The sequence below is a fragment of the Desulfosporomusa polytropa genome (assembly GCF_055380075.1).
This window is the reverse complement of sequence record NZ_AP042400.1, coordinates 4,938,856-4,953,072: the sequence shown is the minus strand read 5'-3', so window position 1 is coordinate 4,953,072 and position 14,217 is coordinate 4,938,856. Positions and strand designations below refer to the sequence as shown.

General features: G+C 44.1%; 14 protein-coding genes, 1 pseudogene and 1 other annotated feature. Of the genes and pseudogenes, 3 read left to right on the top strand and 12 right to left on the bottom strand.

Going from position 1 to position 14,217, the window contains the following annotated elements; all coding sequences use genetic code 11:
• Positions 1–2: 2 nt before the first annotated feature.
• From ACZ449_RS24800 to ACZ449_RS24755, 10 genes and pseudogenes are all read right to left on the bottom strand, one after another.
• A complete protein-coding gene (locus tag ACZ449_RS24800) occupies positions 3–1,058 on the bottom strand; it encodes an HD-GYP domain-containing protein (RefSeq protein WP_464258709.1) in 1,056 nt (351 codons plus the stop codon).
• Between the two features lie 81 nt (positions 1,059–1,139).
• Positions 1,140–1,820 (bottom strand): FAD-dependent thymidylate synthase, encoded by a 681-nt coding sequence (gene thyX, locus ACZ449_RS24795; protein WP_464258708.1) that lies wholly within the window; start codon positions 1,818–1,820, stop codon positions 1,140–1,142.
• 21 nt (positions 1,821–1,841) lie between these two features.
• Entirely contained in the window at positions 1,842–2,327 is a 486-nt protein-coding gene (locus ACZ449_RS24790; protein ID WP_464258707.1) for a Mini-ribonuclease 3, read from the bottom strand.
• Complete coding sequence (cysS, locus tag ACZ449_RS24785) at positions 2,324–3,766, bottom strand: cysteine--tRNA ligase (RefSeq protein WP_464258706.1); 1,443 nt, start codon at positions 3,764–3,766, stop codon at positions 2,324–2,326. The genes ACZ449_RS24790 and cysS overlap by 4 nt, the downstream gene beginning before the upstream one ends.
• On the bottom strand, positions 3,756–4,430 hold the full coding sequence (cysE, locus tag ACZ449_RS24780) for a serine O-acetyltransferase (protein WP_464258705.1): 675 nt from the start codon (positions 4,428–4,430) through the stop codon (positions 3,756–3,758). The genes cysS and cysE overlap by 11 nt, the downstream gene beginning before the upstream one ends.
• Positions 4,431–4,539: 109 nt before the next feature.
• Positions 4,540–4,749: a binding site (T-box leader), on the bottom strand.
• A gap of 116 nt (positions 4,750–4,865) precedes the next feature.
• Positions 4,866–6,326, bottom strand: coding sequence for a glutamate--tRNA ligase (gene gltX, locus ACZ449_RS24775; protein ID WP_464258704.1), 1,461 nt, complete (start codon positions 6,324–6,326; stop codon positions 4,866–4,868).
• A gap of 130 nt (positions 6,327–6,456) precedes the next feature.
• Positions 6,457–6,738 (bottom strand): hypothetical protein, encoded by a 282-nt coding sequence (locus ACZ449_RS24770; protein WP_464258703.1) that lies wholly within the window; start codon positions 6,736–6,738, stop codon positions 6,457–6,459.
• Between the two features lie 82 nt (positions 6,739–6,820).
• Entirely contained in the window at positions 6,821–7,303 is a 483-nt protein-coding gene (ispF, locus tag ACZ449_RS24765) for a 2-C-methyl-D-erythritol 2,4-cyclodiphosphate synthase (protein WP_464261941.1), read from the bottom strand.
• A gap of 36 nt (positions 7,304–7,339) precedes the next feature.
• Positions 7,340–7,996 (bottom strand): annotated as a pseudogene (ispD, locus tag ACZ449_RS24760) (2-C-methyl-D-erythritol 4-phosphate cytidylyltransferase); the annotation flags it as partial.
• Positions 7,997–8,063: 67 nt separating this feature from the next.
• Positions 8,064–9,194 (bottom strand): PIN/TRAM domain-containing protein, encoded by a 1,131-nt coding sequence (locus tag ACZ449_RS24755; protein ID WP_464258702.1) that lies wholly within the window; start codon positions 9,192–9,194, stop codon positions 8,064–8,066.
• Between the two features lie 326 nt (positions 9,195–9,520).
• Here ACZ449_RS24755 and ACZ449_RS24750 point away from each other — a divergent pair, with 326 nt between their 5' ends.
• The 3 genes from ACZ449_RS24750 to ACZ449_RS24740 all read left to right on the top strand — a co-directional run bounded on the left by ACZ449_RS24750 (position 9,521) and on the right by ACZ449_RS24740 (position 11,621).
• The gene (locus tag ACZ449_RS24750) at positions 9,521–9,919 is read left to right on the top strand and encodes a nucleoside triphosphate pyrophosphohydrolase family protein (RefSeq protein ID WP_464258701.1); all 399 of its coding nucleotides are present in this window, start codon (positions 9,521–9,523) and stop codon (positions 9,917–9,919) included.
• 184 nt (positions 9,920–10,103) lie between these two features.
• Positions 10,104–11,276 (top strand): stage II sporulation protein P, encoded by a 1,173-nt coding sequence (spoIIP, locus tag ACZ449_RS24745; RefSeq protein WP_464258700.1) that lies wholly within the window; start codon positions 10,104–10,106, stop codon positions 11,274–11,276.
• Between the two features lie 12 nt (positions 11,277–11,288).
• Complete coding sequence (locus ACZ449_RS24740) at positions 11,289–11,621, top strand: stage II sporulation protein P (protein WP_464258699.1); 333 nt, start codon at positions 11,289–11,291, stop codon at positions 11,619–11,621.
• 141 nt (positions 11,622–11,762) lie between these two features.
• Here the strand turns inward: ACZ449_RS24740 and disA are convergent, their stop codons facing one another.
• Both disA and radA read right to left on the bottom strand, forming a co-directional pair.
• A complete protein-coding gene (disA, locus tag ACZ449_RS24735; protein ID WP_464258698.1) occupies positions 11,763–12,854 on the bottom strand; it encodes a DNA integrity scanning diadenylate cyclase DisA in 1,092 nt (363 codons plus the stop codon).
• A complete protein-coding gene (gene radA, locus ACZ449_RS24730; RefSeq protein ID WP_464258697.1) occupies positions 12,851–14,215 on the bottom strand; it encodes a DNA repair protein RadA in 1,365 nt (454 codons plus the stop codon). Before radA ends, disA begins: the two co-directional genes overlap by 4 nt.
• Between the last annotated feature and the right edge of the window lie 2 nt (positions 14,216–14,217).

Below are 14,217 nucleotides of genomic sequence, written 5' to 3'. Positions count from 1 at the left end.
CTTCAGGAAATATCGGCAATATAAAGACCAGGGTTAGCCTCCATATCAATCGTTACGGTTTGATTCACACGCTCACCAGACTCATTGCGAGTTATATTGAGAATGGGCTTATTTCTTAATTCATCAGCATAATCATTGACAATACCTACTGCCTGATTATTCAAGCGGACAATAGCTCCTAACGGATAAACAGCCACATTATTTACCAAAACCTGAATAAGTGCAGGGTTAAAATAGGCAGCTCCTGCCTTGCCAATAATCCCCAAGGTATCATAGACAGATAACGCTTTACGGTAGGGGGTATTTGCCGTCATCGAAGAATATACATCCGCCAATGCCGCAATTTGCGCAAACTCGTGGATACCGTTGTCTTTTGTACCCCGTGGATAGCCGCTGCCATTAAATCGTTCATGATGCTGTAAAGCACAGTTAGCTACAGCTAAACTTATTTCTGAATTGTGTTGAAGAAGCTCATGACCTTTCTCGGTATGCTGCTTGACAATAGCCATCTCTTCCGGGCTTAAAGTACCCGGCTTATTGAGTATCTCTCGTGAAATTGTAATCATTCCTACATCCCGCAGCAAAGCCCCTAAGCCCAAATCTCGTAGCCGCACACCTTCTACACCACAACTGATCCCGATCATCATAGCAAAAAAATACCCACAAACAGCATGTTTGAACAAGTAATCATTACAATTCTGCATAGCAGTAAATAATGGTTGAATCTCCTTGCGCATGCAACACTCGTCTAAGAGAGTCATTACCCGTCCTTTTATTGAATCAATTTGAACATATTTGCCTACTTGGACCTCATTAAGCGCCATATGGGCGGCCAACACAAATTCGCTTTTGGCATTTAGAGCAACCGTGTCGTTCTCATCAATTAGCACGGCCTCTCCTTGCACATAAATATACTTAACATCCAACTCTGCAATTTTGGAAATATGAAATTCACTTAGCTCTACGCCGCTGTTTACTATTACCTGACCATTAAGCCCATATATCGGCTGATCCAGTATCATCCCCGCGCTAACACTCTCTCGAAGTACACGCCGCACAGCAATTTACCTCCACTACATTCAACTTATCATTCAACCGTTTCATCGTATCTGTACGCACTTCTCTTTATGTTGTTCTTTCTATTTCTGTGCGCTAATTCCTGCCAAACGGCCACAGGACATTTCGCCCTCAGGACAATATCCATTTGCTACGCAAGCAGAGCCTGCTTTAACGAATAAACGCGGTGCCACAGCTTGCACCTGTGCCAACATAGCATTGGCCAAATTACGAATCTCCCATTGGGCGCGCTGGCAACAACGTTTTTCAAAAAAATGCAGAAGAGAACGGGCATTCATAGTTACAACAATTTTGGTTTCGGTGGCATTAGCTAGTACATAGCGGGCATCTTCTTTAGCTACTCCTAGCCCCAGCAGTTCGTCATAGCTTTCTTGCACTTGACGCATAAGCGTCTCATATTTCGCTTTGGCCTCAGGCTTGGCAGCTATGGTGGGTGGTACAATATACTCAAAACCATGTTCAGCAACATAGCGTTGGGACTGTTGGGAATAGGAGGCAATCCGGTGACGGACAAGCTGATGGGTCAACACTCGAGAAATTCCTTCAATCGCAAAGGTGAAACTGACATGCTCATATGTCGATAAATGTCCCATATCACTCAATTTTTTAATTAGCTTATCTACTTGCGCTTCCGACATGCTCTGTTCTAATTCTTCCGCACCCGTAGCCGAATAGCAAAGGCGCGCTGACATAGCTACCGCCCGTTCCGGTTCTGGGGTATATTTAATTAATTTTACTTTCATGACGGTAACTCTCCCATTTTGTTATTTTGGGGAAATGCTTGTCATTTCCCGGGAAATGATGACAAACGCCTTGTCTACAATTTCCGACAATCTAGTTTGCTGCTTTTGCAAGTAGAGATAACCAATCAGCGCCTCAAAACCAGTCGCTGCACGGTATTCCGCAATAGATGCGCTCTTGGGCACAGTTGATTTGCCATTACGTCCCCTACGCACAATGTCGGCCTCTTCCGGCAAAAGCTCTGCCTCCAGTGCCTTAATTGCTTTAGACTGCATGACGGCAGAAACAATTTTAGCATCAAAATTGTGAAGGACTCTTACCTTGTTCTGTTCATAGCTCAGTAAGCGTGTGCGGACATACAGGGTAAAATAAGCATCACCAATATAGGCCAATACCAAAGCCGGCAGACGTTCAACTGGAATATCCTTATATTTAGCAGGAGAAAGTTCTCCTGCTTCATTTACCGAAAAAAAGTTTTCTACTAGTTTTTGATAGTGGTCAAAATTCACTGTCTTTTCCACCTTACCCCTTGCGGTGAGTCTTCAAGAACAATACCAACTGCCGCCAGTTTATCCCGAATTTGATCAGCTATCGCCCAATCCTTTTTCTTACGGGCTTCTTGTCTTATCTCAATAATGATATCCATTAACTCATTTACCAACTCAGCATTACTATCCTGGGTAGCAGCACCAGCATCGTTTAATATACCCAAAACTTCCGCCATCTGACTATAGGCTTTTTCAACCTGCTGTAGGGCATCAGCATCCAGCTCTGTTTTGCCGCCAGTAACTTTACTGTGGTAAATATTAATCTCTTTTGCCAACCCAAACATAGTGCCAATGGCCAAAGCTGTATTAAAATCATCATCCATGGCAGCTTTGAAGTCAATCATAGCTTGAGCCGCCACCTGCGAAAGTACTTGAGACTCTTCACCGCCGTTTGCGATCGCCAGTGTTTTCATCTGCCGCAAATGGGCTTCCGCTGTCTTTAGCCTCTCTAAGCTACGTCCAGCCTCCTGTAAACGTTCATCACTAAAATCCAAAGGACTCCGGTAATGGGTTGACAAAATAAAGAACCGCAGGATTTCCGGACGAAAGTGTTCTAAAATATCGATTACCAAGAAAAAATTACCCAGAGATTTGCTCATTTTTTCTTCATTAACCGTGATAAATCCATTATGTAACCAATACCGGACAAAGGGTTCCTTGCCGGTAAACGCTTCTGATTGGGCAATTTCATTTTCATGATGTGGAAATACCAAATCACTCCCACCACCGTGGAAGTCAAAGCTGGCACCCAAATATTTATATGACATCACTGAGCATTCAATATGCCAGCCCGGTCTTCCCTGTCCCCAGGGGCTCTCCCAAGACGGTTCACCTGGTTTAGCACTTTTCCATAACGCAAAGTCCATTGGATGTTTTTTTCGTTCATCCACATCAACCCTTGCCCCAGCTTTCATATCTTCGATGTTTCGTCCGCTCAATTTACCATAACCGTTAAACGCTTCGACACTATAATAGACATCGCCGTCGACCTCATAGGCAAACCCCTTGTCAATAAGGGTTTTAACCATATCCACAATCTCGGGAATATGTTCAGAAACCTTAGGATACACATGGGCATGGCGGATATTAAGCTTATCCATAACCTCAAAGTAAGAGGCAATATACCTATTGGCGATTATATCCCAGGTTACTTGTTCCCCTTTAGCCGTATTAATGATTTTATCATCAATATCTGTAAAGTTTTGGATATGATAAACCTCATAGCCTGCATACTCAAGATATCGGCGAATGACATCCCAGGTAATGAATGGCCGGGCATTACCAATATGCGGATGGTTATAGGGAGTGACACCACAAACATACATTTTGACTTTTCCCGGCGTTATTGGTACGAATTCTTCTTTTTGCTTTGTTAGGGTATTATACACCTTAAGACTCATGTTTTTTCAGCTCCTTTTCCAAGTGTCCGATACGTGCTTCTAGTCTCAGTATATTGCGTTGCATACAATTCATCATTTCTGCGACAGGATCTGGTAACTCATCATGTTCAAGGTCAATCGAATCTAGCTCAGGGCGGCCTACTTTTACGCCCTCATGCCAAACAATCTTGCCTGGTATGCCAACAACAGTAGAATTAGGCGGAACCGCACGCAGCACAACCGAACCCGCCCCAATTTTCGAATTGTCACCAACTGTGAACGAGCCCAACACCTTAGCGCCACTAGCGACAACAACATTATTGCCAATGGTTGGATGCCGCTTGCCTTTTTCCTTGCCAGTACCGCCTAATGTTACCCCTTGATACAAGGTAACATTATTGCCGATAATACAGGTCTCGCCAATAACCACACCTGTCGCGTGATCAATAAATAACCCTTCGCCAATCGTTGCTCCTGGATGAACATCCACGCCGGTTAACAAACGGTTAAAATAGCAAATCATTCGTGGCAGCAATACCCAGCCACGTTCAAATAAATAATGGGAAATACGATACAGCCAGATGGCATGCAGCCCAGGGTAGCATAATAATACTTCAAGCACACTCCTAGCGGCCGGATCACGATCAAACACTACGCTAATGTCCTTTTTTATCTGGGTAAACATATTATTCCCCTCCCTATTTATTAACATGTTAAAGTTTTTTGCAGGTGGGTGGTGTGGTTGGCAAAATATATAGCTTTATATTAGAACAAATATAAAGCCACCATCTCTGTACAGAGACGGTGGCCCGTGGTTCCACTCTGCTTGGGCATTATGCCCCTGCTTAATGCTGATAACGGCAGTGGCCGGGATGGCTTACTTATCTTTCAGCCAGCCTGCTACCAGATGCATTTCGGCGAAACCTTCCCAGCGCCACTTACAGCCGGTGGCAGCGCCTCTCTGAAGGGGGTAAACGCGTACTTCTTCTGGTCTTCGCATTTTTTAAATATACAAATAGGTTTACGAGTAAATTATACTAATGGCTGCTTGACCATGTCAAGCTAACAATTCACAAACATATAGTAAATAAGGGCACTAACATAACAATCTCGCCATTACTTAGATTTTGGCAATCAGGCAATCAATCCTCGCCAGCGTGCGTTCTTTACCAATTAGCGGAATAAGATTAATCAGCTCTAACCCATGCATTTTACCTGTTACAGCAATCCGAACAGGCATGTATACCTTTTTACCACCCAATTTTAATTCTTTAGTAATGCCTTTTAAGATAGCCTGCACCGCTGCTGGTTCTACAGGATCTAGCACCGCCAGCTTGGTTTTAAAGGCCTCCATCACTTTGGGAATATCGGCGTCTTTCATAATCTCATGCGCCTCTTCATTCTCAAAGTTGATATCATCATTAAAGAAAACATCAATATGTTCGGTTATTTGGGCCGCATAACTGATATAGCCTTGAAGCTCAGCTACCACCTTTACCAGCCATTCTCGCTGCTCAGTTGTTAGTTCTGCCCCAACAAAACCAGCTTCCTGAAGATGTGGCAATGCGAGCTCTGTAACAAGTTCCGGGCTGGCTTGTTTGATATAATGCGCGTTGATATGGTTAAGCTTATCTACATCAAATACAGCTGGGTTCTTAGCTACCCGGTCCATGGAAAATTCTTGAATCAATTCTTCCTGGTTGAATATCTCTTCTTCGCCAAGAGGTGCCCAGCCTAAAAGAGCTAAGAAATTGACAATTCCCTCAGGCAAATATCCTAATTTTTTATACTGTTCGACCGAGGTCGCACCATGGCGTTTGCTCATCTTAGTACGATCTTTACCAAGGATAAGCGAAATATGACCAAACTGAGGCAGTGGCAGCCCAAGCGCCTGATAAAGCAATATTTGCCGAGGTGTATTAGACAAATGTTCTTCGGCCCGAATGACATGGGTTATCTTCATAAGTGCATCATCAAGCACCACTGCGTAATTATATACGGGAATACCGTCCGATTTCACAATAACGAAGTCGCCTACACCATTTGATTCAAAGCTTACCGTGTCCCGCACTATATCTTTAAAAATAATTTGCTGATTTTCAGGTACGCGAAAACGCACTGTAGGTTTGCGTCCCTCGGCAATAAGTCGTTCACGCTCAGCCGGGCTCAAATCACGACAGCGTCCTCCATAATGAGGATTTTCACCCTTATCCATTTGCCGCTGCCGCTCAGTATCAAGTTCTTCTTCGGTACAGTAGCAGTAATAGGCCTGTCCGCTAGCCAACAATTTTTGTGTATATTGACGATAAATTTCTAAGCGTTCGGTCTGGCGGTAAGGACCATATTCGCCGCCAATATCAATGCCTTCATCCCATTCAATTCCCAGCCAACGCAAAGAAGCCTTAATATTTTCCTCAGATTCGCTGGTCGAGCGTTCTAAGTCAGTATCTTCAATCCGCAGGATTAGCTTGCCACCTTCTTTGCGGGCCAGCAGCCAATTAAACAGCGCAGACCGTGCTCCCCCAATATGAAACGGCCCGGTCGGGCTGGGAGCAAATCGTACTCTAAGTTCCTGTTCCATTTATATGTACCCCTTCCATTACTTGAAGTAGTAGTAGTAGTGTCAATCATTGTATATTTTAGCAGATTCTACGTCATCATGCAAAATAAAAAGCGTGCTACCAAATTTATTAGTAGCACTGCGAGGCTTGTCATTCAACTTTTACTACAAACATGCCATTCACAATATCAGGAATAAGTAACGTTGTATTAGCACTGTTGCCATTGCCAGATACCGGTTTAGCCCCATCTGACAAAATAGCCAGCCGCCATACTAATGTATTGTTGAACCATAATTCACCGCAAGTAGCGCCTTCTTGCCTAACAATCGCAAGATTAAAATTAATATCAGCCGCCAACACCGATGAGGGATAGAGCATAATTAGTATTGATAACAGTAAGGAACCTACTAATTTCCGTATTACTTTCTGCATAATTCGCCCTCCAACTAGCGTCAGTATCAATCATTTATAATATGTATCGTTGACTAGCTTTTATGCAGGTTATTTCCGGGTTTTAAACTTGTACCGTTATGATGGTGGCCGTTGCATAGGCCGCCATACCCTCGCCTTGTCCAGCAAACCCTAACCCTTCGGTAGTAGTGGCCTTAACATTAACTTGTCCAATAGCAACACCCAAAGCCTCTGCAATATTAGCATTCATTTGCGTTATATAAGCAGCCAATTTTGGTTTTTGCGCTACAATGGTCGCATCAATATTATTGGCAATATACCCATTTCTACTCAATATTTCGCGCACCTCACCTAAAAGCTTCAAACTGGAAATTCCTTTATATCGTCCATCAGTATCAGGAAAGTGCCGGCCAATATCACCTAATGCCGCTGCGCCTAACAGCGCATCTTTTATTGCATGCAGCAGCACATCAGCGTCAGAATGACCCTCAAGGCCCAACGTATGAGGGATCTCTACTCCTCCAAGAATTAGTTTACGTTCCGGGACTAAACGATGGACATCATAACCAATACCAGTACGAACCATAACCTTTTCCTCCTGTCGCTTTCCAATTACTGTTTCGGCAAACTGCAAATCCTCAGGAGTAGTAATTTTTATATTTTGGTAATTACCAGGAACAACCTTTACTTTAGCTCCTAAGCGTTCTACCAAAGCCGCGTCATCAGTGCCTAGATAACCGTCCTGCCTTGCTTGTTCGTAGGCTGATACTAATATTTTCCTATCAAACGCTTGTGGTGTTTGCACTGACCACAAGGTATGGCGATCTGGCGTGCCTGTTACCAAGCCAGAGGGATCGGCAATCTTAATTGTGTCTTTAACTGGTACGGCAGCAATAGCGGCTTGTTCTTTGCGGGCAGCGGCAATAACCTGATTAAACAGACTCGGCTGCGCCAGCGGGCGTGCTCCGTCGTGCACTACCACAATTTCAGCCGCAGCTTCAACCGCTTTCAGCGCATTAGCAATCGAGTACTGCCGCTCACTGCCACCAGCAACAACCTGCCAGGGTACAGACAGCTTAAGACCAGTGAGCAGCTTGCTAACTATTTCCGTCTCTTCAGCAGCTGTCGTTAGAATGATACTTGTCACCGCCTCTGCTTGACATGCCGCGTGGACAGTATGAGCCAGGACGGATTTACCGGCAAGCGGCAGCAACACCTTATTAATGGCACTCCCCATTCGCTTTCCCTGTCCGGCCGCGGCAATAATAACACATACCATTTTCTTTCCTCCCTCAAAAAAAACACATTAAAAAACCTCCAAGCCCAGAGGGCTTGAAGGCCTGATATCACATCACAATTTTGGGCTTAGCAAAAATCATGCGGCCAGCAGCTGTTTGCAGCACTGACGTAACCAAAACACCTACTGTTTCACCAATATGCTTTTTACCACCGTCCACCACAATCATGGTGCCGTCATCAAGATATGCCACACCCTGGCCAAATTCCTTGCCATCTTTTACAACATGCACGACCATTTCTTCTCCTGGCAGCACTACCGGTTTTACGGCATTAGACAATTCATTAATATTAAGAACAGATACACCCTGAAGTTCAGCCACTTTATTCAGATTATAGTCATTAGTTATAACCTTAGCCTTCAAAAGCTGTCCCAGTTTAATAAGTTTAGCGTCTACTTCCGCAATATCATCAAAATCCTGATTTTCAATCTTAACGTTCAATGCAAGTTCTTTTTGCATACGGTTTAAGATATCTAAACCGCGCCGTCCGCGAGTGCGTTTCAACAGATCAGAAGAGTCAGCAATGTGTTGCAGTTCTTCAAGTACAAAGGTCGGTATTATCAGCACACCTTCAATAAATCCACTTGTACAAATGTCGGCAATACGTCCATCAATAATAACACTAGTATCTAAAATTTTAGCCGGACACATGCTGTCATCCCTATTATCCTTTGTGCGTTCTTTACCATCGCGATTGAGCCAAGGTAATGCCGATAAGTTAGAAAACATACTTAGTATTTCTTCCCGTTTTCTAATAGCAACATTGACACCCAAATAGCCCAGAATAATGCTCAATACTAATGGAACATACTTACCAACAATCGGGATAGGTAAAAAAGCAGACCCGAGTAAATTAGAAATTATTAGTCCAGTAGCTAATCCCAACACACCAGCTAGGACATCATATCCAGGCATCTTATTCAGGCGTAACTCTAGCCAATACGTAACATGCCATAAATGTTTAAGCATAAATGGTGCTAGTAAGAAACCAACGACCCCTCCAGCCAATCCGCCAAAGACAAAGGATAGAATGGTAGTCATGGTAACTCCAAACACGCCAATTCTTAAAAATTCTTCGCTTATTACAGTAGCGAGAAGCGGCATAATCCTATCAGTTATCATAAGTCCGCCAACTGCAGCCAATATAGTAATGATAATTCTAAGCGTTTTGTCAACCATAGGCTTTTACCTCCTTTCTATCAAAATCGGTAATTCTCCAAAAAGTGGAAATACATTTCTATTATGTCCTGCTTTTAATAAAAAAATACGTCCAGATGTTATTGCATCTTGGCTGTATTCGGTTTTAGTATATCATACAGTTTTGTCTTTTGTCAAATTTTACATTGTAACATGTATAATTAAAGCTTGTCAATAATTCACCTCCTGATTATATTTTTCCCATTATTTAGCCAATACAACACAAATCTTTAGTGATTTTTTCTAGCGACATTGACAACTATAGATGGCAGTTTATATAATTAAAAGCAAAGTGAGGTGAACCTACATTGTATGACAATAAATGCTGCTCAGACTTCCAGTCTGCTGTAGACGAATACTTAATCCGACACCGCAGCGTACTTGATATTTTGACAAAATATCAGGAATCGTCTGCCCGGGTGAACCGAGCCATTGCCAAAGCAGTCACCGAGTGCGGCTGTATCCAAGTTGCCGCCGCCCGCCAATCTATCCCCGAGAATACTTCCTATAGCGAACTTAAGGACCACATGTCCTCCCATCTTGTTGGCGAACCTTGTCCACAATGCCAAGAAGTAATCGCCAAGGAACTCGGGCACAGCATGTTCTATCTTGCTGCGCTATGTAATCTTACAGGGCTTTCTTTACATAAAGTAATGCAACAAGAGTATAGCAATGTTAAAATGTTAGGTGTTTTTCATTTAACTTAGACAGTATCTGTATGTAACACAGTCTTTTTACAAGACTGTGTTTTTTTTCGTTAAAAACCAGTATTGAATAAAGTAGACTTATCCCGCTCTTATCTCCTGCTTGTACAAGATGGGAGTCATAGCGTGGTTAGTTATCGGATAAACATTTTACCAGTGGGAATGATACTAGTAAAGGGGGGTAACTATGCGTTATCTTGTGAAAATAGTACTGACCATAATTGTATTAGTTAGCTTTACCGAGCTTCCCGTTATAGCGGCTGTAGACGACTCAATAACTGGCGATGAGCTGGTCTCCGGCTATGTGACCCTAATTGACAATCGAGGAGTCATTGTACTGCAGACAGGTCACGAAGTTCACCTTGGCGATGAATATATCAGTGAAGACAACATCCTTTATGAAGTTATTGCAGTCGAAGGCACACTAGCCCGGTGCCGGTCTATGGAAAAGATTTCAATTCTAGCCCCTGATAATGCCATTTTTGTTCAGGCCCCGCCGCCTGAAGCACCTAAGCCTAAAATCGCTATATATCACAGCCATACCGACGAGTCCTATATACCTAACGATGGAACACCAACCCAGCGAGGCAACGGCTCTATCATGGTCGTTGGCGACGCTTTCGAAAAAAAATTAACTGAACTTGGCTATCAGGTCAACCATTCTAAAACTTTACATGACCCTCATGATGCTAATGCCTACCACCGTTCCCGACGTACGGCCATGAAACTACTGCAGCAGCAACCTATTGCCATTTTTGATGTGCACCGCGACAGTGCTCCACTAAAAGTCTATAGTACTACCATTAATGGCGAAAATGTCAGCAAATTGTTACTGGTCGTCGGCCGTCAAAATCAAAACCAAAAAACCACCCTTGATTATGCCAGACGCATAAAAGCTGCCACAGATGCCCAATATCGTGGCCTTATTCGAGGAATATTTATTGCCCATGGTAATTATAACCAAGATTTAAGCCCTCGGGCATTATTGATAGAAGTTGGCACCCAGTACAATACCCGCGAAGCCGCTGAACGCAGCCTCTCACTCTTCGCTGATGTCGTTCCTTCTTTTCTGGGGCCAGGCAGCAATAGCGGCGGCGTGGCTGAAGCCAGTCAATCTGGGACTTATACCGAAACGAACGACAACAATTCTGGCGGTAATACCCAAACGGCCTCCTATGTTCCAACTGATGCCGCCCCTGCTTATGATATCTTAGGAATAACGCTGGTTGTTGTTGGTTGCACAGTCGCCTTTTTGTTTCTAAGTACTGGCAGTTGGCAAGAAGCCAAGAAAAAACTTAAACACTTTTTCAAATACGAGTTTGTCAATTTTCTAGGATCGCGCAAAAAACGCAAAGAGTAGAGGTGCTGCCTTTTGAGTAAAAGTAGGATATCTAAACTAGCCAGCATTCTTGCCTTAGTCGCCATTATTACCATCGGAGTAGTTTATACTATCCCCCTTACTATGTTCTCTGTTCAGCCGAAACCTGAACAAGCCCCACAAAAAATATATGATCACTATATTGTAGTAGAAGAAGATACCAAAGAAGTTCTTATGTATGTCCCAATTGTTGTCAACGTCGGCGATGAGCTTGTCAGCGACCAGAATAAGCGTTACAAAATTGTAAAAGTGGAAGAAAACCAAGCTTATGCCCGATTTGTTGAAGACTTAAATTTAGAATTGTATAAAAATAATGGCCGTCAGTAATTACGCAAAAGCTAAGGTTGATTTATAGTATCCAGATGCGAGGCGCGACGAGGACGTGACCGTAGTCGTACTGGGAAGTACGTCGGAGGGAACGCCCGCAGGAGCAACAAAGCAGATGGGTGCTAGAAATCAGCCGCGTACTTAGAAGTGGCGGTCTAAAAGAGCCTGCTCCCGCACCCGCTTTAGGCCGTCTTTTATTGTTCTAGCCCTCACCTCACCAATGCCTTCAACTTCATCTAACTCAGCGAGGCTAGCGCTATAAATGTGGTGAAGTGTTTTAAAATGAGCCACTAGCTTTTCCCCTACTAAAAGCGGCAAACGGGGAATCTGACGAAGTACTCGATAACCACGTGGTACAACAGGAATATCCATAGCAGTTGGGCTAACACCATAGCCTAACAGCCGACAGATGGTAAAAGGCTCAAGACTTTCTTCAGGTAAGGCGGCCATTTGCGCCCTTACGGTTTCGTAGTCCTTGAACTCATTGGTATTGCAATAATCTTTAATAAGTAGGGCCACATCATCCACACTAGAAATCAGCTCTTCCATCTGCATGCTGACCAGGCGCCCCTCTACTCCTAGCTCAATAATATTTCGTTCAATCTCCTCGGCAATGCGATTAACCTGCTCAGCCCGGATTAGAATTATGGCAACATCATAGAGTGTAGCCAAATCTTCAAATTCCAGCGCGCTTAAGTTCGTTAACCCTTTATCAAGTACCTTCTTATATTTTTCCAATGTCTGTAATGCTTGATTAGACCGGTTTAATATCACTGAAATATCTTTGAGTGTGTACCGAAGATGACCAAGGTACACTGAAATTATGTTACGACGTTGCGAAATAGCTACAACCGGTGCTCCGGTCTGTTTAGCGACCCGTTCGGCAGTCCGATGCCGCGTGCCGGTTTCGGCAGTTGGTATCCCCGAATCAGGCACTAACTGAGCATTGGCAAACAAGATTCTTTTGCCGTCATTAGAGAGTACAATGGCCCCATCCATCTTGGCTAATTCGTAGAAGCCTGCGGGCGTAAACTCTGAATTAATTTCAAAACCGCCGTCGACAATCTCCAGCACTGTTGGATTATCCCCCACCAGTACCAACGCCCCCATTTTGGCTCTTAGCACATTCTCTAAACCATCCCGGATTGTTGTACCTGGCGCTAGTGTTTTTAGTGTTTTGACAAAGCGAGCATCCCATAGCCGATCTAAACGTTCTTCCCGGTTTTTACTCATACGAATACCGCCTCCATAGCCTCGCTGACACTAGTAGCACCAATAATTTTAAGCCCTGCTGTCCGTGTAAGCTTAAGACCGGACAAATTTCCAGCAGGAAGTACAAAACGTTTAAACCCCAGCGCCGCTGCCTCGGCAATACGGGCTTCAACCCTGCTTATCATTCGTACCTCGCCGGTAAGGCCTACTTCACCCATAACTACAGTACTCGGGTCAACCGCAGTCCCTCTAAAACTAGATGCAATCGCAAGCATCACTGGCAAATCCGCAGCCGGTTCGACAATTTTAAAGCCACCCACTGCATTAACATAGGCGTCTTGATTCGCAAGCATAAGGCCTACTCTTTTTTCCAGCACAGCCATCAACAAGATCAAGCGATTGTAGTCAAAACCTGCCGCCATGCGGCGCGGCATACCAAAACAAGTAGTACTGACCAAAGCCTGAATTTCTATTAAAAGCGGCCGAACACCTTCCATATAGGCTAATACCACTGACCCGGGTGCCCCTTGAGGCCGCTCGGCCAATAAAAGGCCGGAAGGATTAGCCACTTCTGCCAGCCCCTGTTCTTCCATGGAAAAAATACCGCTTTCGTTTGTTGAACCAAACCGATTCTTAATCGCTCGCAGCACGCGAAAAGCATAGCTGCGTTCTCCCTCAAAATAAAGCACAACATCTACCATATGTTCTAATAGACGCGGACCTGCAATGTTACCATCTTTGGTAACATGCCCAATTATGGCTGTAGGAATGCCACTTTCTTTAGCAAACCGCATAAGCTTGCCAGTGCTTTCCCGCACTTGCCCCACACTGCCGGGAGCTGACGGGATCTCTGGACTAAACATAGTCTGAATAGAGTCAATGACAACTAACGCCGGTTTGTGCTGTAATGCCTCAAGAACAATTGTTTCTAAATTATTCTCTGTAAAAATCAATAAATTATTACTTATTTTTCCTAATCGTTCAGCTCTTATTTTTATTTGCGCTGCTGATTCTTCGCCAGATATGTATAAAACCGGACCATACCTTTCAGCTATCCCGGCGGCCACCTGCAATAACAAGGTTGACTTACCAATTCCGGGATCACCGCCGATTAAAAAAAGCGCTCCCGGCACTATGCCGCCGCCAAGTACCCGGTCAAACTCACCCACACCTGTTAACAGTCGGGGCATAGCTGAAGTGTCTACCATGCTAATAGGCTTTGGCTTCGCAGCCGGCATACCAGCCAGTCGTGTTTCCGACTTTTTAACCATAACCTCTTCCACCATGGTATTCCATTCACCGCAGCCTGGACAGCGCCCCAGCCATTTACTTGCTTCTGAACCACATTGTTGACAAACAAACTTGGTTTTAACTTTAGACAAAA

What these genes read in the sequence shown, in the direction of transcription:
- thyX (WP_464258708.1), bottom strand. Translation starts at nt 1,820, where the DNA reads ATGAAAGTAAAATTAATTAAATATACCCCAGAACCGGAACGGGCGGTA.
- cysS (WP_464258706.1), bottom strand. Translation starts at nt 3,766, where the DNA reads ATGAGTCTTAAGGTGTATAATACCCTAACAAAGCAAAAAGAAGAATTC.
- cysE (WP_464258705.1), bottom strand. Translation starts at nt 4,430, where the DNA reads ATGTTTACCCAGATAAAAAAGGACATTAGCGTAGTGTTTGATCGTGAT.
- gltX (WP_464258704.1), bottom strand. Translation starts at nt 6,326, where the DNA reads ATGGAACAGGAACTTAGAGTACGATTTGCTCCCAGCCCGACCGGGCCG.
- ACZ449_RS24770 (WP_464258703.1), bottom strand. Translation starts at nt 6,738, where the DNA reads ATGCAGAAAGTAATACGGAAATTAGTAGGTTCCTTACTGTTATCAATA.
- ispF (WP_464261941.1), bottom strand. Translation starts at nt 7,303, where the DNA reads ATGGTTCGTACTGGTATTGGTTATGATGTCCATCGTTTAGTCCCGGAA.
- ACZ449_RS24755 (WP_464258702.1), bottom strand. Translation starts at nt 9,194, where the DNA reads ATGGTTGACAAAACGCTTAGAATTATCATTACTATATTGGCTGCAGTT.
- spoIIP (WP_464258700.1), top strand. Translation starts at nt 10,104, where the DNA reads ATGCGTTATCTTGTGAAAATAGTACTGACCATAATTGTATTAGTTAGC.
- disA (WP_464258698.1), bottom strand. Translation starts at nt 12,854, where the DNA reads ATGAGTAAAAACCGGGAAGAACGTTTAGATCGGCTATGGGATGCTCGC.